Origin of the sequence: Paenibacillus cookii, from assembly GCF_018333375.1 — a bacterium.
In the GTDB taxonomy this organism is placed as follows: domain Bacteria; phylum Bacillota; class Bacilli; order Paenibacillales; family Paenibacillaceae; genus Paenibacillus_AQ; species Paenibacillus_AQ cookii.
The window spans coordinates 1-20,927 of the sequence record NZ_BORW01000041.1 but is presented as its reverse complement, the minus strand read 5'-3'; the positions used below and the strand labels follow the sequence as shown (position 1 = coordinate 20,927).

General features: G+C 55.7%; 18 protein-coding genes, 2 rRNA genes and 1 riboswitch. All 20 genes read right to left on the bottom strand.

Annotated features, from left to right (window positions below; translation table 11 throughout):
* Positions 1–2: 2 nt before the first annotated feature.
* The gene (locus KI367_RS23765) at positions 3–719 is read right to left on the bottom strand and encodes a response regulator transcription factor (protein WP_212952468.1); all 717 of its coding nucleotides are present in this window, start codon (positions 717–719) and stop codon (positions 3–5) included.
* A gap of 272 nt (positions 720–991) precedes the next feature.
* Positions 992–2,266 (bottom strand): phosphoribosylamine--glycine ligase, encoded by a 1,275-nt coding sequence (purD, locus tag KI367_RS23760; protein ID WP_212952443.1) that lies wholly within the window; start codon positions 2,264–2,266, stop codon positions 992–994.
* Positions 2,267–2,432: 166 nt separating this feature from the next.
* Entirely contained in the window at positions 2,433–3,980 is a 1,548-nt protein-coding gene (gene purH / locus KI367_RS23755) for a bifunctional phosphoribosylaminoimidazolecarboxamide formyltransferase/IMP cyclohydrolase (protein ID WP_212952442.1), read from the bottom strand.
* Between the two features lie 239 nt (positions 3,981–4,219).
* Entirely contained in the window at positions 4,220–4,834 is a 615-nt protein-coding gene (gene purN / locus KI367_RS23750) for a phosphoribosylglycinamide formyltransferase (protein ID WP_212952441.1), read from the bottom strand.
* Entirely contained in the window at positions 4,834–5,874 is a 1,041-nt protein-coding gene (gene purM / locus KI367_RS23745) for a phosphoribosylformylglycinamidine cyclo-ligase (protein WP_212952440.1), read from the bottom strand. The genes purN and purM overlap by 1 nt, the downstream gene beginning before the upstream one ends.
* A gap of 116 nt (positions 5,875–5,990) precedes the next feature.
* Positions 5,991–7,472, bottom strand: coding sequence for an amidophosphoribosyltransferase (gene purF / locus KI367_RS23740; RefSeq protein WP_036714266.1), 1,482 nt, complete (start codon positions 7,470–7,472; stop codon positions 5,991–5,993).
* Positions 7,457–9,700 (bottom strand): phosphoribosylformylglycinamidine synthase subunit PurL, encoded by a 2,244-nt coding sequence (gene purL, locus KI367_RS23735; RefSeq protein ID WP_212952439.1) that lies wholly within the window; start codon positions 9,698–9,700, stop codon positions 7,457–7,459. The genes purF and purL overlap by 16 nt, the downstream gene beginning before the upstream one ends.
* Positions 9,678–10,367: a phosphoribosylformylglycinamidine synthase subunit PurQ gene (purQ, locus tag KI367_RS23730; protein WP_036714264.1), complete on the bottom strand. Its 690-nt coding sequence runs from the start codon at positions 10,365–10,367 to the stop codon at positions 9,678–9,680. Before purQ ends, purL begins: the two co-directional genes overlap by 23 nt.
* Positions 10,368–10,372: 5 nt before the next feature.
* Positions 10,373–10,618 carry a phosphoribosylformylglycinamidine synthase subunit PurS gene (purS, locus tag KI367_RS23725; RefSeq protein ID WP_212952436.1) on the bottom strand — a complete coding sequence of 82 codons (246 nt, stop codon included), beginning with the start codon at positions 10,616–10,618 and terminating at the stop codon, positions 10,373–10,375.
* Between the two features lie 276 nt (positions 10,619–10,894).
* Positions 10,895–11,782 (bottom strand): phosphoribosylaminoimidazolesuccinocarboxamide synthase, encoded by an 888-nt coding sequence (locus KI367_RS23720; protein WP_212952434.1) that lies wholly within the window; start codon positions 11,780–11,782, stop codon positions 10,895–10,897.
* Positions 11,783–11,877: 95 nt separating this feature from the next.
* Positions 11,878–13,173: an adenylosuccinate lyase gene (gene purB, locus KI367_RS23715; protein WP_212952432.1), complete on the bottom strand. Its 1,296-nt coding sequence runs from the start codon at positions 13,171–13,173 to the stop codon at positions 11,878–11,880.
* Between the two features lie 3 nt (positions 13,174–13,176).
* Entirely contained in the window at positions 13,177–14,358 is a 1,182-nt protein-coding gene (gene purK / locus KI367_RS23710) for a 5-(carboxyamino)imidazole ribonucleotide synthase (protein ID WP_212952430.1), read from the bottom strand.
* The gene (gene purE, locus KI367_RS23705; RefSeq protein WP_212952428.1) at positions 14,355–14,840 is read right to left on the bottom strand and encodes a 5-(carboxyamino)imidazole ribonucleotide mutase; all 486 of its coding nucleotides are present in this window, start codon (positions 14,838–14,840) and stop codon (positions 14,355–14,357) included. Before purE ends, purK begins: the two co-directional genes overlap by 4 nt.
* Positions 14,841–15,050: 210 nt before the next feature.
* Positions 15,051–15,152, bottom strand: a riboswitch (purine riboswitch).
* Positions 15,153–15,352: 200 nt separating this feature from the next.
* A complete protein-coding gene (locus KI367_RS23700; RefSeq protein WP_212952426.1) occupies positions 15,353–15,787 on the bottom strand; it encodes a universal stress protein in 435 nt (144 codons plus the stop codon).
* Positions 15,788–15,991: 204 nt separating this feature from the next.
* Positions 15,992–16,255, bottom strand: a complete 264-nt coding sequence (locus KI367_RS23695) for a DUF1294 domain-containing protein (protein ID WP_036714253.1) — start codon at positions 16,253–16,255, stop codon at positions 15,992–15,994.
* Between the two features lie 130 nt (positions 16,256–16,385).
* Positions 16,386–18,521, bottom strand: a complete 2,136-nt coding sequence (locus KI367_RS23690; protein ID WP_212952425.1) for a DNA topoisomerase III — start codon at positions 18,519–18,521, stop codon at positions 16,386–16,388.
* Between the two features lie 175 nt (positions 18,522–18,696).
* Positions 18,697–18,837 (bottom strand): hypothetical protein, encoded by a 141-nt coding sequence (locus KI367_RS23685; protein ID WP_197070048.1) that lies wholly within the window; start codon positions 18,835–18,837, stop codon positions 18,697–18,699.
* A 45-nt stretch (positions 18,838–18,882) separates the two neighbouring features.
* Positions 18,883–19,635 (bottom strand): acyl-[acyl-carrier-protein] thioesterase, encoded by a 753-nt coding sequence (locus KI367_RS23680; RefSeq protein ID WP_212952423.1) that lies wholly within the window; start codon positions 19,633–19,635, stop codon positions 18,883–18,885.
* A gap of 791 nt (positions 19,636–20,426) precedes the next feature.
* Positions 20,427–20,543, bottom strand: a 5S ribosomal RNA gene (gene rrf / locus KI367_RS23675).
* Positions 20,544–20,803: 260 nt separating this feature from the next.
* A 23S ribosomal RNA gene (locus tag KI367_RS23670) occupies positions 20,804–20,927 on the bottom strand; the annotation flags it as partial.

Here is a 20,927-nt window from a genome sequence, read left to right as displayed (position 1 = left end):
GGCTACATTCCTGCCCCTTTCCTCGGGGCTACCATTTTGTAGCCAAGCCCCCTGACGTTCACAAGAAAGCGGGGATGGCCCGGGTCGGGTTCAATCTTTTTCCGCAGCCGGGAGATATGGATCACAACGGTCTTCTCATCTCCGAGATAAGGCTCGTTCCAGACCGCTTCGTATAAGTGGCGCGTGCTGAAAATACGATTCGGATGACGGCATAAAAATACGAGCAGTTCCCATTCGCGGGCCGGGCATTCCATCCGCTTCCCGTCTACGATAAGCTCCCCGGCCTCAGGCTCAACCCGGAAATAGTTGTAATCCAATATCGCTGGCTGGGCCGCCGCCTTTTCTTCCCGCATCTTGTATTTCAAACGGGCTTTAATGCGGGCGACAACCTCCAAAGGGTTAAACGGTTTGGTGATATAATCGTCCCCGCCGATCCCAAACCCCATCAGCTTGTCCAAATCGGTGTCCCTGGCGGTCAAAAAAAGAATCGGCGCTTCGGTCATTTTGCGCATTTTCCGGCACACCTCGAAGCCGTCTTCATCCGGAAGCATCACATCCAGCACGATGACATCAACCGTGAGCACGGCCAACATTTGCAGCGCTTCGCTCCCGGTCCCCACGCTGCGGATCTGCCGAAAACCTTCCTTTTTCAACACGGCGGTCAGCATGTCGCACAACCCCTGCTCATCGTCCACCAGCAATATGGAAATTTGATCGATAAAGTTTTTCTCCATCACTTTGAGTTCCTTTTGGTTCGACATCGTATTTGGCCGATTGCCCGGATCATCCGTTTGCGGATCGGCCAATACAAGTATTATATAACGAAAAAGGAAGAAAGAGGAAATTTGTCGTTAGCGTTTGTTTCGGCAGCAATCAAACGATGAACATGATTCAAACACCCATCCTTTCTGCGCGCAAAAAGGAGCCTTCGTTGACGAAGACTCCTTTTACAAATTTCCCATATTCCTCTTCATTTAACGGGGTTAATCCTTTACACCAACGCTTTGGCGGCAATGTCCGTGCGGTTTTGCTTGCCCTCGAACGTAATCCGCTCCGCTTTTTCGTAAGCTTTTTGGCGGGCTTCGGCGATATCGGCGCCCAATCCGACAACGCCGAGCACACGTCCGCCGCTTGTGACGTATTGCCCCTGCTCGTTCAAAGCCGTGCCGGCGTGGAACACGACTGCGTCTTCTACGTCCGTCGACATTTCCAGACCGTTGATCGGCCGCCCTTTCGGGTAAGAACCCGGGTACCCTTCGGAAGCGAGGATGACGCAAACGGCGGCGCGGTCGCTCCATTCGATGTCGACATCGGCCAGCGTGCCGTTTACGGCCGCGAGGAAGATGTCGAGCAGATCGCTTTTCAGCCGCGGCAGCACGACTTGCGTTTCGGGATCGCCGAAACGGGCGTTGAACTCCACCGTCGTCGGCGTGCCGTCCGGCTGAATCATCAGCCCCGCGAACAGGACGCCGCGGAACGGACGGCCTTCGGCCACCAACGCTTTGGCGGTCGGTTTGACGATGGTCTCGATCGCCTTCTCCACGATGGCCGGATCGATATGCGGCAGCGGCGAATAGGTGCCCATGCCGCCGGTATTCGGCCCGCGGTCGCCGTCGAAGATCGGCTTGTGATCCTGGGCCGCCGGCATCGGACGTACCGTCTCCCCGTCGACAAAGGACAGGATCGACATTTCCTGGCCTTCGAGGAACTGCTCGATGACCACCTGTGCGCCCGACTCGCCGAACACTTTGGCGACCATGATGTCATGAAGGGCCTGCCGCGCTTCCTCCATCGTGCGGGCGACCGTCACGCCTTTGCCGGCTGCAAGCCCGTCCGCTTTAATGACGATCGGTGCCTGCTGCGTATTCAAATAAGCCAACGCGGCTTCATGGTTGTCGAACTTTTCGTAAGAAGCCGTCGGGATGCCGTATTTATGGAGCAGATCTTTCATGAACGTTTTGCTGCCTTCGATTTCCGCCGCGTTTTTGCGCGGTCCGAACACCGGAATGTTTTTCGCTTCAAACGCATCGACGATGCCGTCCGCCAGCGGATCATCCGGTCCGACAACGACCAGGCCTACGTTTTTGTCGGCTGCAAAAGCCGTCAGCTTGTCGAATTCATGTACGGCAATCGGCACGCACTCCGCGATTTGCCCGATGCCGGCATTTCCCGGCGCGCAGTAAATCGTTCCCGCTTTGGGGCTTTTCCGCAGCGCCCAGACGATCGCATGCTCCCGGCCCCCGCCGCCAATGACCAAAATATCCATGTTTCGCCTCCTGTAGTTCCCATGTATTATTCAGGCCCCGCCCGCATTCGCTTTAAAACGGCAGCAGGCGGAGCCCGATCTCAAGTTTCATATGTCGTTTCTGATATGCCGGGTCCGGCTTTTAGTCGCAATGTGCATATAACTTTGGCCGTTCGCCCAATGAAGTTTAATGTTTAAAATGTCTAACGCCCGTAAACACCATGGCGATGCCATGCTCGTTTGCGACTTTGATCGACTCTTCGTCGCGGACGGAGCCGCCCGGCTGTATTACGGCCGTGATGCCAGCTTTGGCCGCAAGCTCCAGCGTGTCGCCCATCGGGAAAAAGGCATCGGAAGCCAAGACGGCGCCTTTTGCTTTTTCTCCGGCTTGCTCAATGGCGATTTTCGCCGCACCGACGCGGTTCATTTGCCCGGCGCCGACGCCGACGGTCATGTTGTCCGCGGCAAGCACGATCGCATTGGATTTGACGTGCTTCACGACTTTCCATCCGAACAGCAGCTGCTTCAGTTCTTCCGGCGTCGGCTGACGGTCGGTCACGACCTTAAGGTCCGCCTCATCCAGGGCGTGCACGTCGCTTTCCTGTACGACCATGCCGCCGTCGATGGACGTAACGACAAAGCTGCTTTTGCGTTCCCTGGAGGATCCGAATTCGCCCATTTTGAGGAGACGGATGTTTTTCTTTTTCGTCAAAATGTCGAGCGCTTCCTCGGTGAAGCCCGGCGCGAGGATGATTTCGAGGAAAATTTCGCTCAGCAGCTTCGCGGTATCGCTGTCGATGATCCGGTTCGCCGCGACGATGCCGCCGAAAATCGATGTCGGATCCGCGCTGTACGCTTTTTCGTAAGCTTCCAAAATGCTTTCGCCCACGCCTACGCCGCAAGGGTTCATGTGCTTCACGGCGACGACCGCCGGTTCGTCGAATTCTTTCACGATTTGCAGCGCTGCATTGGCATCATTGATGTTGTTATACGACAATTCTTTGCCATGAAGCTGCTCCGCCGTCGTCAGCGTGCCGGATGGAGCCAGCGGTTTGCGGTAAAAGGCCGCTTTTTGATGCGGATTTTCCCCATAGCGGAGGTCCTGGATTTTTTCGTAGGTAACGGTAAAACGTTCCGGCAGCGGATCGCCGGTCACGTTCGACAAATAATCGGCGATCAGGGCGTCGTATGCGCCGGTATGGCGGAAGACTTTGGCTGCAAGCTGTTTGCGCGTCTCCAGGGTGGTGTCCCCTTGCTCGCGGATTTGCTCGATCACGGTGCCGTAATCGCCCGAATCCACGACGACCGTTACGAACGCATGGTTTTTGGCAGCCGAACGGAGCATGGTCGGTCCGCCGATGTCGATGTTTTCGATGGCGTCTTCATACGTCACATCCGGTTTTGCGATCGTTTCCTGGAACGGATACAGGTTGACGACAACGAGATCGATATAACCCAGCCCCAAATCCTTCATCTGCTGCTGATGATCCGCGCTGTCGCGAATGGCCAGCAGGCCGCTGTGAACCGCGGGATGAAGCGTTTTGACGCGCCCGTCCAAAATTTCGGGAAACCCCGTCACGTCGGAAATGCCGATCACCGGCACGCCTTCTTTTGCCAAAAGGCTTTTGGTTCCGCCCGTCGAAATGATTTCCACGCCCAGTGCAGACAGCTCGCGGCAAAAATCTACGATGCCTGTTTTATCCGAAACGCTTACCAGCGCTCTTTTTATACCCACAATATGCTCCTCCTTTGTCGTAGAGGATGGTGGAAACTCCTCGATCACGGCTTTGCGGGCCGCTTTTCCATCATCCTCGCGTTAATACGCTAACATTCGGGTGATCGTTTTTTATTTCCCGAGAAATATCGAATGGTCTCCGTGTTTCTCTCCTCAACATGCCGGTCATGACAAAACATCGGAATATTCACATTCCTTAGCCGAACTTGTCGTCTCCTTCAGCGAAAAATGCATCTAAATCATTCCCCGATTGTAACCTGTCTGCCTTCCAGCTTGACCCTTCCTTGGGCAAACCAGGATACGACCTCGGGATACAGTTCTCGCTCCACCGCATGGACCGCTTGTGCAAAAGACTCCGGCGTTTCGCCCGATGCGATCGGAATCGCCGCCTGAGCGATAATCGGCCCCGTGTCCATCCCTTCGTCGACAAAATGAACCGTCACGCCGCTTACTTTTACGCCGTATGCCAAAGCCTGTCTGATCGCGTCTTTCCCGGGAAATGCCGGCAGCAGCGACGGGTGGATGTTGATAAGGCGCCTGCTGAATTTTTCGACGATCACGGGCGTCAGCAGCCGCATGTATCCCGCAAGCACGACAAGATCCACGCCATGCGCCTCAAGCTGTTCGACGATTACGCGTTCGTAAGCTTCCCTGGACTCGTAATCCTTCGGTTGGAACAGGAAGGCGGGGATGCCCAGCCGCCCGGCACGTCCCACGACAGGCGCCGACGGTTTGTCGCAAACGAGCAGCGCGATTTCGGCTTTGCCCAGCTTGCCTGCATCTGCCGCTTCGGCCAACGCTTGAAAATTGCTGCCCTCGCCCGAAGCAAATACGGCGATACGGTAAACGCCCATTAAACGTCAGCCCCCGTAAACGTCACGATCGATTCGCCCGCCGTCACCTTGCCGATGATGTAGGCCTCTTCCCCTTGTCCCTTCAAAAAGCCGACGGCTTTTTCCGCGTCTTCAGCCTTGACGACAAGAACCAGCCCGATGCCCATATTAAACGTCGTAAACATATCGCGGTTTGAAATGGAGCCTTTGCGCTGCAGCAGCTCAAAGATCGGCAGAATCGGCCAGGAGCCGTATTCGATGTCGACGTTGACGTGATCGGGCAGCATCCGCGGAATATTTTCGATGAACCCGCCGCCGGTGATGTGCGCCATGCCTTTGACCGGCAGCTGCTCCAGGAGGGCCAGCAGCGGTTTGACGTAGATTTTCGTAGGCGCAAGAAGCGCGTCTCCCAAGGTGCCTCCCAGCTCCGGAACCGAATCCTGCAGGCTGTAGCCCTCCTGCTCCAGGAGAAGCTTGCGGACGAGGGAAAAACCGTTGCTGTGCACGCCGCTGGACGAGAGTCCGATCACCGCGTCGCCGGGGGCAATGTCCGCGCCGTTAATGATTTTGCTTTTGTCGACGACGCCGACGGTGAAGCCGGCAATGTCGTATTCGCCTTCGGCGTACATGCCGGGCATCTCAGCCGTTTCGCCGCCGATCAGCGCGCAGCCGGCTTGATGGCAGCCTTCCGCGATGCCGGCCACGATGGCTTCGATTTTTTCGGGCACGACTTTGTCGCACGCGAGATAATCCAGGAAAAACAGCGGTTCGGCGCCCTGCACGACGATATCGTTGACGCACATGGCGACGGCATCGATCCCGATCGTATCGTGGCGGTCCATCGCAAAGGCGATTTTCAGCTTCGTGCCGACTCCGTCCGTACCCGACACGAGCACCGGTTCCTCGTATTTCTCCTTGTTTAATCCGAACAATGCACCGAAGCCGCCGAGATCGGTCATCACTTCGGGACGGAACGTCCGTTTCACGTGCTTTTTCATGCGTTCTACCGCTTCATTCCCTGCCGCGATATCGACGCCGGCGTTTTTGTAGGCCTCAGACACTTCCCACGACACTTCCCTTCCATTTTATATCAATGATTGATGAAAACGAGCGTTAACGTATACATGATAAAATTTTTATCTGATGAACTTTCACGGCTGTCATCACGGTCAAACGCTTAACAGCCGCAGCCGAACTTCTCTTCGCCGTCGAAATCGAGGCGCGTCGGGTAATCGTTGTCGAAGCAGGCCAGGCAAAGACCGCCTTTATAATCCGCCTCGTTATTTCCCGCGATTGCCGCGATCAACCCTTCGGGGCTTAAAAATGCCAGCGAATCCGCATTGATCTCCCGACAAATTTCTTCCACGGTCCGTGACGAAGCGATCAGCTCGCGCCGGTCCGGCGTGTCGATGCCGTAAAAACAAGGGTTTTTGAACGGCGGCGACGTAATCCGCACATGCACCTCGACGGCGCCCGCATCGCGGAGCAGATTGACGATCCGTCTCGAAGTCGTGCCGCGGACGATCGAATCGTCGATCATGACGACCCGCTGCCCCTCCACCACGCGGCGCACGGCGCTCAGCTTCATCTTGACGCCCTGCTCGCGCAGCTCCTGGCTCGGCTGGATGAACGTCCGGCCGGTGTATTTGTTTTTGATGAGACCCAGCTCATACGGAATCCCGGTCTGTTCGGCATAACCGATGGCCGCCGAAATGCTGGAATCCGGCACGCCGGTCACGATGTCCGCATCGACAAACGATTCGATCGCCATCTGGCTGCCCATGCGCTTGCGCGCCGCGTGCTGGTTCGAGCCGTTCATGTCGCTGTCGGGGCGCGCAAAGTAGATGTATTCCATCGCGCACAGCGCTTTGCGGTGTTTTTTCTCGTCAAAGCGGCCTTCATGCAGCCCTTCGCGGTCCAGCACCAGCAGTTCGCCCGGCTCGATGTCGCGCACGAATTCCGCGCCGATCGTCTCGAACGCGCACGTCTCGGAAGCGAAAATATACGCATCGCCGAGTTTGCCCATGCTGAGCGGACGCAGGCCGTGAGGGTCGGAAGCCACCAACAGCTTGTCGTTCGTCATGATCAGGAACGCATAACCGCCGACGATCCGGTTAAACGCATCTTTCGCCGCTTCCACCAAATCCTTCGGGGAACGGGCGATCAAATGCGCGATCACCTCGGTGTCGCTTGTCGTTTGGAAAATCGAGCCGCTTTCCTCCAGCTCGCGGCGGATTTGCGGCGCATTGACGATATTGCCGTTGGTTGCCACGGCGAGATCCCCCGCGCGGTATTTGAACACGAGCGGCTGCGCGTTCGCCAGCTTGCTGTCGCCGCTGGTCGAATACCGGACATGGCCGATGGAGATGGAGCCGGCAAGAGACGACAGCAGGTCTTTGTCGAAGACCTCCTTCACCAGCCCCATGCCGCGGTGGAAATGAAACTCCTGACCGTCGCTGACGCATATCCCGGCGCTTTCTTCCCCCCGGTGCTGCAGGGCATGCAGCCCGTAATAGGAAAGGGATGCGGCATCGGGGTGTCCGTACACCCCGAATACGCCGCATTCTTCCTTTAATTTGTCGAACAGGCCTTCCTTGCCCGCCCCTTCATTATAATAGTCTCCGGTCCACAGCGGCTGGGATGCTATTTCATGAGACATGGAATCGCATCCTCCCAGACCTGGCGCAAACCTTCCACCGGTTCGTTCACGGCCTGCGCGTCGTTGATCGTCACGGCCAGGCTTTCGCCGCCGACGGAACCGATCCGCGTCACGGGCACTCCGCGTTCGGACAGATAAGCTTCCAGCTTGTCGGCTTGCTCCCGGCTTGCGGACAGCAGAATCCGCGACTGCGATTCGCTGAAGAGCGCCACGTCGCTGCGCAGCGGCGTGCTGAGCGAAACTTGGGCGCCGATGGAACCGCTGATGCAGGATTCCGCCAATGCGACCGCGAGCCCGCCTTCGGACAGGTCATGCGCGGATTGGACAAGCCCGCTCTGGATTGCGCCGAGCACGCCGGCAAGCAATGTTTTCTCCGTATCCAAATCAAGCGCCGGCGGACGTCCTTCCGTCAGGCCGTGAACGGCATACTGGAATTCGCTGCCGCCGAGTTCGGCTTTCGTTTCGCCGAGCAGGAAGATGACGTCCCCTTCCTGTTTGAAGCCTTGGGTCGTGATATGGTCCGTGTCATGCAGCAGACCGACCATGCCGACCACCGGCGTCGGGTAAATCGCGCCGCTCGCGTTTTCGTTGTACAAGCTGACGTTGCCGCCGATAACCGGCGTGTCGAGCACGCGGCAGGCTTCGGCCATGCCGTCGACCGCACGTTCCATTTGCCAGAAGATGTCCGGCTTTTCCGGGCTGCCGAAGTTCAGGTTGTCCGTAATCGCCAGCGGCTCCGCGCCGGAGCAGACGATGTTGCGGGCCGCCTCGCTGACGGCGATTTTGCCGCCGACTTCCGGATCGAGGTACACGTAACGGCCGTTGCAGTCCGTCGTCATGGCGAGCCCTTTGCGCGTGCCGTCGATCGTGATCACCGCCGCGTCCGAACCCGGGCGCACCGCCGTGCTGGTGCGGACCATATAGTCGTATTGATTGTACACCCACGCTTTGCTGGCGACGGTCGGAGAAGCCAGTACCTTTTTCAAGGCGCCGCCCAGATCTTTGACTTCTTCATAACGCAGCGTATCTACGTTTTCGTTTTCTACATAATAAGCAGGCACGCTCGATGGCTTCTCGTATACCGGGCACTCGTCGACCAGCGCCTGTACCGGCATGTCGCCGACCAGCTCGCCATGATGGAACAGCTTCAAACGTCCGTCGTCCGTCACTTTGCCGACTTTGGCGCAGATGACGCCCCAACGCTCGAAAATTTCCATGGCTTGGGCTTCGTCCTTCGGTTCAACGACGAACAGCATCCGTTCCTGCGATTCGGAAAGCATCATTTCATACGGCGTCATGCCTTCCTCGCGCTGCGGCACCTGGTCCAGGTACAGCTCGAGGCCGTTGCCCGCCTTGCTCGCCATTTCCGCGCTGGAGCAGGTGAGGCCCGCTGCGCCCATATCCTGAATCCCCAGCACGATGCCGGTGTCGATCAGTTCGAGGCAGGCTTCCATCACGAGTTTTTCCATGAACGGATCGCCGACCTGAACGGCCGTTTTTTTGGCTTCCGACTCTTCGCTCAGCTCCACGGACGCGAATGTCGCGCCATGGATGCCGTCGCGGCCCGTCGGAGGTCCGACGTAAAATACCGGGTTGCCGACGCCTTTGGCGACGCCGCGCTGGATTTTGTCATGATCGATGAGTCCGACGCACATCGCGTTGACGAGCGGATTGCCGTCGTAGCTGTTGTCGAACATCACTTCGCCCGCCACGGTCGGAATGCCGATGCAGTTGCCGTATCCCGCGATGCCGGAAACGACATGTTCAAACAAGTATTTGACGCGTTCGCTCTCCAGCTTGCCGAAACGGAGGGAATTCAAGAGGGCCACCGGTCTTGCGCCCATGGAGAAAATGTCGCGGATGATGCCGCCCACCCCGGTCGCCGCGCCTTGGTAAGGCTCGACGGCCGATGGATGGTTATGGCTTTCGATTTTGAATACGACGGCCTGGTTGTCGCCGATGTCCACGATGCCCGCGCCTTCGCCAGGACCCATCAGGACGCGAGGCCCGCTGGTCGGGAAGCGGCGCAGAAGCGGCTTCGAGTTTTTGTACGCGCAGTGCTCGGACCACATGACGCTAAAAACGCCGATTTCCGTATAGTTCGGGAGGCGGCCCATAAACGAGCAAATCAGTTTATATTCGCTGTCCGATACGCCAAACTGCTGATAAATTTTCTGTTCCGCAATCTGCTGTGCGGTCGGTTCCTTAGCGGACACTTGCTGTGCCATGGGTATCCCTCCAAGCCTTCAGGATTGATGTAAACATGCGTTTTCCGTCCGCAGAGCCGAGCAATTCGCTGACCGCCCGCTCCGGATGCGGCATCATGCCGACGACGTTGCCCCGTTTGTTGGAAATGCCGGCAATGTCGGCCAGGGAGCCGTTCGGATTGTCCTTGTACGTAAACACGATCTGGTTATTTTGCTGAAGCTCTTTTAACGTCTCTTCGTCGCAATAATAATTGCCTTCGCCATGGGCGATCGGGATGACGATTTCTTCGTTCGGCGCAAAATCGTTCGTAAACGGCGTTTTATTGTTCACGACCTGAAGCACCGTGTCATGGCAGCGGAATTTCAGGGACGTGTTGCGGAGCAGCACGCCGGGCAGCAAGCCCGCTTCCGTCAAAATCTGAAACCCGTTGCAGATGCCAAGAATGTATTTGCCTTCTTCCGCCGCTTTCGCCACTTCGCTCATGACCGGCGCAAACCGGGAAATCGCCCCGCAGCGCAGGTAGTCGCCGTACGAAAAACCGCCCGGAACCAGAATGCAGTCATATGCGGAAAGATCGGTAGCCGTATGCCACACGTAATCGACAGGCTCTCCAACCGTTTCCTGCACCGCTTTGTAGCAGTCGATGTCGCAGTTGGAGCCAGGAAAAACGAGAACTGCAAATTTCATGGATGTTAGCCCTCCAATTCGTAACGGTAATCCTCAACCACCGTGTTTGCCAAAAGCTTTTCGCACATCTCTTTGACGCGGCGCTCGGCCTCGGCACGGTCATCCGTGTCCAGGCTAAGCTCCATATATTTGCCGATGCGCACACTCTCTACTTCCTGAAACCCCATCGAATGCAGCGCTCCCTGTACCGCAACGCCTTGCGGATCGAGTACGCCCTGCTTAATCGTGACATAGACCGTAGCTTTCAACATATTCCTCTAGTTCCTCCTCAGGTTAGATCGATAGAATGAGCTGATGATTAATGCTTTATTTCAATCTCAGAAGTATGTGACATTACGCGGCGTTGACCGCTGCGGTTACGGATCGTTCTTCCGATCGCTGTTGTCTCCAAAATTATTGGAATTAAGATTCAAAGGTATAATTACGGAGACAAAGGCGACCGCTGCCGCTTCTTCAGATCGATTCCGTCCCCTCCGCTACTTCCACTTCTTAAATTGAACTGAAGAAAATATTTTTCCTAAGCGGCCTTACGCCCGCTCGGTCAACCGATGATAAATGTCCTGATAGCGGCGGGTGGTTTCTTCCACCACTTCCGCCGGAAGCGGATCCGGCTGGCTGTTTTGGTCCCATGTCGTCGACGCCAGATACGTGCGGACAGGCTGTTTGTCCATGCTGTCGATTTCGATGTCCAGCGCATATTTTTCTTTGGCCCAGAACCGGGAACAATCCGGAGTGAAAATTTCGTCGATGAGGATGACCCGGCCGTCCAGGATGCCGAATTCGAACTTGCAGTCCGCCAGAATGATGCCGCGCTCCGCGCAGTAGTCCCTGGCAACCCCATACAGCTTCAAGCTTTTCTCCTGAAGCTCAAGGGCAAGCTCCTCGCCGATCATCGCCTTCATTTGATCCATCGAAATGTCTTCGTCGTGCCCGACGTCGTTTTTCGCGGCCGGCGTGAAGATCGGCTCCGGAAACGCCTCGTTTTTCCGCATGCCCTCGGGAAGCTTGATCCCGTTGACTTTGCCCGAAGCTTGATACTGCTTCCAACCGCCGCCGGTAATGTAACCCCGGACCACGCATTCGATGTCGATGCGTTTCGCTTTGCGGACGACCATGATCCGATCCTTCAAAAGCGTTTTGTCCTTCGCGATAGGTCCGAGGCGCCCCACGTCGGTATGCACCACGTGATTGTCCATCAGCTCCCGCGTTTGGTCGAACCAGAAGGCGCTGAGCCGGTTCAGGACGTTTCCTTTTTCCGGCACGGCGGGCTCCAGCACGTAATCAAAAGCGGATATCCGGTCCGTGACGACGATCAGCGTATGTTCCCCCAGATCGTACAGCTCGCGAACCTTGCCTTTGTAAAGCAGCGGCGCATCAACAAGTTCCACAGCGGTGGATACGGCCGGTGATGTCATGTGAATCCTCCCCATGTTGTGGATCAACACTGAAAATCAGTTTTAGAACGCTAGCTTCGTTTAATCCCTGTTCAATGTTGATCCACTTTTTTTCTTTATATCAAACCAAGTCTCTTGAAAATCGTATCCACATGCTTCAAATGCCAGGATGGGTTAAACGCGTCTTCGATGTCTTCCGGGCTCAGCACGCTTGTAATTTCCGGCGTGGCCTCGATGATCTCGCGGAACTGGCGCTGCTCCTCCCATGCCTGCATTGCCCGCGGCTGCACGGTATCGTACGCCTGCTCGCGGCTGAAGCCTTTGTCGATCAGCTTGGTCATGACGCGTCCGGAGAACGGCACGCCGAAGGTGCGGCTCATGTTGCGCTTCATGTTTTCCGGGAACACCGTCAAATTTTTCACGATATTGCCGAAGCGGTTCAGCATGTAATTGATCAGCATCGTCGCATCCGGCAAAATGACGCGCTCCACCGAGGAATGCGAAATGTCGCGTTCATGCCAAAGCGCCACGTCTTCGTACGCCGTGACCATATGGCCGCGGATGACGCGGGACAGGCCGGAAATGTTCTCGCAGCCGATCGGGTTGCGTTTATGCGGCATGGCCGACGAACCCTTTTGGCCCTTCGCAAAAGCTTCTTCCACCTCGCGGACCTCGCTCTTTTGCAGGGCGCGGATTTCCGTCGCGAATTTGTCCATCGACGTCGCGATCAGCGCCAGCGTCGCCATATATTCGGCATGGCGGTCGCGCTGCAGCGTTTGCGTCGAAATCGGAGCCGGGCTGATGCCGAGCTTGCGGCACACGAATTCTTCGACGAACGGATCGATGTTCGCGTACGTGCCGACGGCGCCGGAAATTTTGCCGAATTCCACGCCTTTGGCCGCATGGCGGAAACGCTCGAGGTTCCGTTTCATTTCTTCATGCCACAACGCCATTTTGAGTCCGAACGTCGTCGGTTCGGCATGAACGCCGTGCGTGCGTCCCATCATCGGCGTGTCTTTGTAAGCAATCGCTTTGTCTTTCAAAATGTCGATGAAGCGGATCAAATCCTGCTCGATGATTTCGTTCGCCTGGCGCAGCAGGTAACCGAGCGCCGTATCCACCACGTCGGTCGACGTCAGGCCGTAATGCACCCATTTGCGTTCCTGCCCGAGGCTTTCGGACACGGTACGCGTAAAAGCGATGACGTCATGGCGCGTCTCCTGCTCGATTTCGTAAATGCGGTCGATGTCAAAGGACGCCTTCTCCCGCAGCAGCTTGGCGTCTTCCTTCGGAATGACCCCGAGCTCCGCCCATGCCTCGCAAGCGCAAATCTCGACTTCGAGCCAAGCCTTAAACTTGTTTTCTTCGGTCCAAATGGCCCGCATTTCCGGTCTGCTGTAACGTTCGATCATGAATTATCCTTGCCTCCAAATATGAGTTTGTTCGACCCAATCCAGCGCATGCTGGACGTCTTTGCACAACAAATTGATATGGCCCATTTTGCGGCCGGTCTTGCTTTCAGTTTTTCCATATAAATGAAGCTTAGGCACGATGCCGAATTCATTCAGCGAAGGATCCGGCACCCCTGCCCGCTTCACGGCTTCATCCAAATGCTGCCCTAATACGTTCACCATAACGACCGGGATGAGCAGCGTCGTATCCCCCAGCGGAAGATTGCAAATCGCCCGGATATGCTGTTCGAACTGCGAGGTGGCGCAAGCCTCCATCGTGTAATGCCCGGAGTTGTGGGGACGCGGCGCGACTTCGTTGACGTACAGTCCGCCGTCCTCCGTCACGAACATCTCGACGGCCAGAAGTCCGGCTACGTTCAGGCTTTCCGCCAGCCGTTCCGCCAGCTTCCGCGCCTCCCGCTGGATGTTTTCCTCGACCCGGGCAGGGACGATCGACAGATGCAAAATGCCGTTCACGTGAATGTTTTCCGACACCGGAAAGCTTTTGATTTCCCCTTTCGGGCTGCGGGCCGCGATGACGGAAACTTCGGCGCGGAACGGAATGAATTTCTCCAGAACCAGCTCGCTGCCGGATGCCGCCAGCTCCCGGTATGCCGTTTCCAGTTCGTCCGCTTCGCGAATAACCGCCTGCCCCTTGCCGTCATATCCTCCGGTTGCCGTTTTCAGCACGCAGGGAAGACCAAGCTCGCCGGCCGCGACGACCAGGCTTTGCAAATCCGTCACTTCGCGGTACGGGGCAACGGGAACGCCCGCCGCTTCGATCGCTCGCTTTTCGCGCAATCGGTGCTGGGTGGTGTACAGCAGGGCGCTGCCCTGCGGCACATAGGATTCCCGCTCCAGCAAGGCGGCAACGCCGGCGTCGACATTTTCGAATTCGTACGTGATGACGTCCGACCGTTCTGCCAGTTTCCGCGCCGCTTCTTCATCGCCGTAGGCCGCTTCGATCTGCGGCGTCACTTGTCCGCACGGCGACCCGGGCGTCGGATCGAGCGTGACGAACCGGTATCCCATGGCCGTCCCGGCAAGCGCCATCATCCGCCCGAGCTGGCCTCCGCCCAAAACGCCGATCGTCGCTCCCGGGAGGAGCGTTTTTGCTTGGAGCTGGCTTGGCTGTACGTTACTCATAGCGAATCACTGCTTTCCATCACTTCGTTGCGGATGTGATCCCGGCGCGCTTGCACCCGGTTCTGGATGACAGGGTCCGAAGCCCCCAAAATTTGGGCCGCCAACAGTCCCGCGTTTGTCGCGCCGGCCTGGCCGATGGCCACCGTCGCCACCGGAATGCCCCCGGGCATCTGCACGATGGACAGCAGCGAATCCAGCCCGTTCAGCGCTTTCGTCTGCACCGGCACGCCGATCACCGGCAGCACCGTTTTGGAGGCGACCATCCCCGGCAAATGCGCGGCTCCGCCCGCTCCGGCGATAATGACCTTAATTCCCCGCTGCGCGGCTTCTTCGGCAAAAGAAAACATCAAATCCGGCGTCCGATGCGCCGAAACGACCTTTTTCTCATAAGGAATGTTTAATTCATCGAGCACCTTGCAGGCGTGCTGCATCGTTTCCCAATCCGACTTGCTGCCCATAATCACTGCGACCAATGCTGACATGCTTCCTACCTACTTTCCTTGTGGTTTTCGTAAAAAAGCGTTCTGCTATGGATGATGCCTTTTCTAGTGAAAGCCGAAAATAAGACCAAAAGGCCCGGTCCCAAGAAAATGGAGATTTTCAGGCTACCGGACCATGTCAGGAATACGCAGGCGAACCCGGGACGCTGCCTCGGATAAAGGCCGCCGCCAAGACGGATAGAGGTACTGGCCTCCCCTGCGGTATTCCCTCGTAGTCCGGAAATTTACGGTTTCCGGGTAGAAACTTCCGGGCCTTATTCCCGGCATTATACGAGTCGTTTTTAATTGAAAGTTGTAGATGATTGGCGAAAGTCTCCGGTAAGGCGACTTACACTTATCAGTTTAACAATCCCCTACATCACATGTCAACTCAAACCCGAACAATTAAAACGAATATGATTATAATGTTCGTTTTTTCGGTCCGTCCAACTAAAAAGCAAGCCAGTATGCCTTTCGATTCCGGCACACTGGCTTACGTTTTTTATATTTTCGCTTTATTTAATCACAAGAACAGGTATGCGCGCATGCTGCACCACGTTATGGCTGACGCTGCCAAGCACGAATTCGCGGATTCCGCCAAGTCCCCGGCTGCCGATCACGATCACGTCCGAGCCATGCTCCTGGGCCACTTTCAAAATAGTTTCCGCAGGCGCCCCTTGAATCAATTCCGCGCTGTAATTCACGCCCGCATCGTCCAAGCGTCTTTTCGCTTCTTCGACCGTCTGTTCCGCAAGATCGTAATAATCCTTGTTTACGGAGGCGGGAATCGGCGCCAATCCTTCACCGATAAACACGCGGGGGAAATCGAACGCATGCACGACTTCAATCACCGAGCCGGGGGCCGCTTGCGCAAGCTGGACCGCCTTGTCGAGCGCCCGGTTGGAAGCTTTGGAACCGTCGTAAGCCAGAAGGATGTTGGAAAATAACATGTGAACCCACCTCTTCTTTCTCTGTTTTGTTGGACCGCCGCAACTTTGCTGAAGCCGGCAACCTTCTCTTTTTATTACACGCAAAGATAAAGGAAGAAACTTCTAGCCAAAGCCTCGGAGCCACAGGAAACAAACCGTCGTATAAAGAAAAAAATCCGATGATGCCCGTCAACAGGGTCTTGCCTCAGGTCGATGCGGAAAGCCTTACCTCAAAAAATAGGCATACAGAACGGCATTGATGAACAGCAGCACCGGGATGCCGATCCGGAAGCTCAGGTGGCGCGTTTTGTGGCGCTTGCGGTACATGGCGATCCATACGCCCAGCGCCCCGCCGATGGCCGCCAGCAAAAACAGCGTTTTTTCCGGCACGCGGTCGCGCCTGTTTCTTGCCCTTTTCTTATCTTCCGACATGACCAGGTAGCCCACTGCATTGATAAAAATAAACCATACCCAAAGGGCTGTCCTCACCCGGAGAACCACCTCCGTTCTTACTGCCTACCTTCATTATAAATCCGCATCCCGGCGGAAACAATGGACAAACTCCAAACCATAACGGAAGATACGCCCGCAAAAGATCGGATGGCGTCGATATTCGTCGTTACTTGTCGTTTTTCTGCTCCAAGGCCGCTTTTAACAGCTCGCCCAGGTTGGATACGGCAGCCGATTCCTGTTTGGCATATTTTTCGACCAGTTTGCGCGCTTCCCTTTTGTTGACGTGGTTATGATCCTTATTGAGCGTTTCCGTAAAGCCGCACGGCAGGCACTGCACGTACATACCGACCTTGCCTTCCTTGAGCTCCATTTTTTTGTGGCATGTCGGGCAGCGACGGTTCGACAGCCTTTTTTCGTCCGAACGGCGGTAGCCGCAGTCCTCGCTCGGGCATACCAGCATTTTGCCGCGTTTGCCCTTTTTCTCGAGGAGCCGGGTTCCGCACTGCGGGCAGTGGCTGTTCGAGACGTTATGCGGTTTGTATCCTGCAGAGCTGTTTTTGACCTCGGCCACGAGCTCCTTGGACATTTGGCGAATGCCCTCGATAAACGGCTCCGGCTTGCCTTGGCCGCGGGCGATTTTTTCGAGTTCGGCTTCCCAACGGGCGGTCAGTTCCGGTGTACGCAGCTCGGGCGCCACCAGCTCGATCAGCTGTTTTCCTTTTCCGGTCGGATGCAGCAGGTTGCCTTGGCGCTCGATCGTATCGGAATTGATCAATTTTTCAATGATGTCGGCCCGCGTCGCAGGCGTCCCGAGTCCATGCTTTTCCATCTGCGAGAGGAGGCTGGCTTCGGTGTAACGCTTCGGCGGAAGCGTTCTTCCTTTCTGGACGTGCACGCGCTGCACTTTGACCGAGTCGCCTTCGCGAAGTTCGGGGAGCAGCACCGGACTGTCGTCGTCATCCCCGTCGTTGTCGTCGTCGGACAAATCGTCCGCATCCGCGCCGTACACTTCCCGCCAGCCGGCATCCTTGATCGTGGTGCCTTTGACGTGAAGCTGCTCGCCTTCGACCTGCACGACGACGCTCACGTTGTCATAACGGGCAGGCGGATAAAACAGGCTGATAAACCGCCGCACGATCAAATCGTACAGCTTGCGCTCTTCCGTGCTTAGCTGGTTCAGCAGCACCGTCTCTTCCGTCGGAATGATCGCGTGGTGATCGCTGACCTTGGAGTCGTCGACGATCCGTTTGGACGTAGGCAGGTTTTTGCGCAAAAGCGGACGGGCCAGCTGCGCATACGGGCCGACGGCCACGCTCTCCAGGCGTTCCTTCAGCGTATGAACCATATCCGACGTTAAATAACGGCTGTCCGTGCGCGGATAGGTGACAAGCTTATGCTGCTCGTACAGGCGCTGCAGCACGTTGGACGTCTGCTTGGCGGAAAATCCGTATTTGCGGTTGGCGTCCCGCTGAAGTTCGGTAAGGTCGTAAGCGAGCGGATGCGGCTCGACCTTCTCCGATTTTTTCACCTGCGTGACTTTGCCGTATTGTCCTTCGAGTTTCTTTTTCACCGTGTCGGTTTGCTGGCGCTCGAAGATGCGCGCATCCCCGTTTTTGCCGCGCCAGGTTGCCGTGAAGCTGCCAAAATCGGCCTTCAGCGTCTCGTATTCCTGGGACCGGAAATTCACGATTTCATTTTCCCGGTTCATGATCATGCCGAGCGTCGGGGTCTGCACCCGCCCTGCGGACAGCTGCGCCCCGAATTTGACGGTCAATGCCCGGGTGACGTTCAGCCCGATCATCCAGTCGGCTTCGGCCCGGCAGCGCGCCGATTCGTACAGTCGGTCGAACTGGTTGCCCGGACGCAGCGAAGCAAAACCCTCCTTGATCGCTTTGTCGGTTTGCGAGGAAATCCACAGGCGCTGGAACGGTTTGTTCCAATGGGCCATTTTCATGATCCACCGGGCCAGAAGCTCCCCTTCGCGCGCCGCGTCGGTGGCGATGATCAGCTTGTTGATATCCTGGCGTCTGGTCAGCGACTGCACGATTTTGAACTGATGCCCGGTTTCACGGAGCACCTTCAGCTTCATCGTTTTCGGCAAAATCGGCAAATCCTCCAGATTCCAGGTTGCGTATTTGTGGTCGTAATCTTCGGGTTCGGCCAGGCCGACCAAATGCCCAAGCGCCCAAGTCACGATATATTGTGGGCCTTCAAAATATCCCTTATGCTTTTCCCTGCTGCCCATGACCCGCGCGATTTCGCGTGCAACGGACGGTTTTTCGGCTAAAACGAGCGATTTCATTATGTATCCACCCTTTCTTCCGTCCTATTATAACATTGATTGCGGCTGCGAATGCAAAGGACGACGAAACCCGACCGATTTGGTTCAAATCGTGAAAACGACAAAATCCCCTCAGTGGGCATCACGTCCGATGACGGTACCTTTCTGAAGGGATTTCAGGTGGTGCGGTGTTCGCCTAATCCTGTTCCTGCTTCGGAATCTCGTTCAGGCTCGGCGGAAATTTAGCAGCTTTATCCGGATGCAGCGTTACGTTTTCCTCTTTCCTGCTCGCTCGGTTTTGCTGGTTGTTGATTTTGAGCGGTTTATGATGCGGCATGCTTATCCCCCCTTACCGTTTAGCCATCCCCTGATCCGCGCCGAATTATCCATGACTGCGTTCGGTTTCTTTTAATAGAAGATAAGCATCAAAATAATGCGTCCCGTCCCCGGCTTGTCCGCTTACGTAAATGCGGCCGTCCGTCACCTCGGACCTTTTGACCTGAATTTCATCGCCCAAGCGGGCTTCGTGATGATACGTGATTCGGAATCCGGCGTACGTAAGGCCGGCAAGCTCGTCCGGGGTCAACGTATCCATGCATAAATCGGCATAACGCGAATTGTTCAGATGGCCGCTGGCGTCGATCCCGCTGTATCGCACCACGGATCGGTACGCGTCCCGAAGAGGGACGTCCTCCGGGATGGTGACTTTATCCGGCGTTTCGCCCGCCGAGTCCTCTTCGTTGATGTAGACGTCAAACGGGAATTTGGACGGCCTTAGCATTCTCCGTTTTTGAATGTCGACCAGCGCCCAAATGCTGCACGCTTCGGCAATGATATCCCCGCCGGAATAGATCCGGAAATCCCGCTGCCACAGCGCTCCCTTCGGTCCTTTGTTCCAGGTTTCGATCGCGATTTCCTCCAGCGCCTTCGGCATCCTGCCGATACGCAAATCCATCGTCATCAGCATCCAGCCCATACCCGCTTCGATCATCTGGTCTCTCGTCGCCCCTAGCTGCTCCAAATCGGCATCCGCCGTTCTTTGGGCGAGCGACAGCAGCACCGACAGCCTTGCTTCGGATTTATAATCGATATCGTTGGAATGTATCAGGTAGGTTTCAGTCCATTTGTTGCCCATAGCTCTCTCCCTTTTCGAGTAAAAATTGATCGTCCCGGCGCGTACCTTTTTCGTTGTCCGAACTTCCCATGAATTGCAGCCTGCGCACATCCTCTTATGTATTAAAAGCTCGGGAATGCTCATCCTAAAGGTAATCCATCAACAGGGTAACGAAGCGAATATTACGGATTTCATGGCCTTCATGTTAAGGGTTCGGGGGTTGTAATCCCATACATAAAGCATACTCCTAGTTTTTATTTTATTCAAAGCGGCGTAATCGCCGTCATGTTCAGGGAAGTTCCCTTGCTGGGCCATCCGGTCAGATCCGATCATGCTCGATGTCATGATGCCCCAAATAGACGGAATTCAAGCATGCAAGGAAGTTCGTGAGGATGGCGAGGATAGAAAAGCCCGCCAAAACTATATGCTTTGACGGGCTTCTAGGCTTTATGTGGATATCGGTATTTCCGCTACTGCTTAGCTTCAAAGGATAGTTCGCAAACTTACAGGACGACCTTTAAACGCTTTCAAAAGTTCGTTATTCATAATGTGAATAAAAATTTGAGAATATCGACGTTTTGAACCTTTCATGCCATGAATCTGTGTATTATGGGGATGAATTTGTGAATTTGTGGAGAACTTTTTGTGAGAATCTCCAAATTTACAAAATTCGATTTATTTTTCTGTGCATAAGTCCATTTTCCAGAACAAAACTCGGATGAGCTTGTGGATGAAAATTTCCAATTTCGCAAAGATATCCACAGATGGGGACAAAAAAACCACTGTCAATGTTTCATCAACAGTGGTCCTTCGCTTGGCAGCGTCCTACTCTCCCAGGACCCTTCGGTCCAAGTACCATCGGCGCTGGAGGGCTTAACGGTCGTGTTCGGGATGGGTACGCGTGGAACCCCTCCGCTATCGCCACCAAACAGGATTTTTGCGCTGCTTTTGCTTCGGAGATTACTCGCCAGCAAAATATCCATCCTCTAAAAGGATTTGCAGCTTCAAAATCATTCAGATTTTTGATCACCTGAAAACTAGATACGAAACGTTTGCGTTTTATTTTCCGTAGCATTTCCCGGTTTTTGTTCCGGGTCCCGCCAAAGTACTCGGAATCAGCTACGAAGCTGTTCTTCACTTTGGTGGGTTTGTTCATGCTTCCGTAGCGAGCTTTCTTTCAGAAAGCTTTTAGGATAAGCCCTCGACCGATTAGTATTGGTCAGCTCCATGCATTGCTGCACTTCCACCTCCAACCTATCTACCTCGTCGTCTTCAAGGGGTCTTACATACTGGGAAATCTCATCTTGAGGGGG

Coding starts and splice junctions, on each gene's coding strand:
- KI367_RS23700 (WP_212952426.1), bottom strand. CDS start 15,787: ATGTTATTTTCCAACATCCTTCTGGCTTACGACGGTTCCAAAGCTTCC.
- purL (WP_212952439.1), bottom strand. CDS start 9,700: ATGGCACAGCAAGTGTCCGCTAAGGAACCGACCGCACAGCAGATTGCG.
- purD (WP_212952443.1), bottom strand. CDS start 2,266: ATGGATATTTTGGTCATTGGCGGCGGGGGCCGGGAGCATGCGATCGTC.
- purF (WP_036714266.1), bottom strand. CDS start 7,472: ATGTCTCATGAAATAGCATCCCAGCCGCTGTGGACCGGAGACTATTAT.
- purQ (WP_036714264.1), bottom strand. CDS start 10,367: ATGAAATTTGCAGTTCTCGTTTTTCCTGGCTCCAACTGCGACATCGAC.
- KI367_RS23720 (WP_212952434.1), bottom strand. CDS start 11,782: ATGACATCACCGGCCGTATCCACCGCTGTGGAACTTGTTGATGCGCCG.
- purS (WP_212952436.1), bottom strand. CDS start 10,618: ATGTTGAAAGCTACGGTCTATGTCACGATTAAGCAGGGCGTACTCGAT.
- KI367_RS23685 (WP_197070048.1), bottom strand. CDS start 18,837: ATGCCGCATCATAAACCGCTCAAAATCAACAACCAGCAAAACCGAGCG.
- KI367_RS23690 (WP_212952425.1), bottom strand. CDS start 18,521: ATGAAATCGCTCGTTTTAGCCGAAAAACCGTCCGTTGCACGCGAAATC.
- purN (WP_212952441.1), bottom strand. CDS start 4,834: ATGGGCGTTTACCGTATCGCCGTATTTGCTTCGGGCGAGGGCAGCAAT.
- purE (WP_212952428.1), bottom strand. CDS start 14,840: ATGTCAGCATTGGTCGCAGTGATTATGGGCAGCAAGTCGGATTGGGAA.
- purK (WP_212952430.1), bottom strand. CDS start 14,358: ATGAGTAACGTACAGCCAAGCCAGCTCCAAGCAAAAACGCTCCTCCCG.
- purB (WP_212952432.1), bottom strand. CDS start 13,173: ATGATCGAACGTTACAGCAGACCGGAAATGCGGGCCATTTGGACCGAA.
- KI367_RS23680 (WP_212952423.1), bottom strand. CDS start 19,635: ATGGGCAACAAATGGACTGAAACCTACCTGATACATTCCAACGATATC.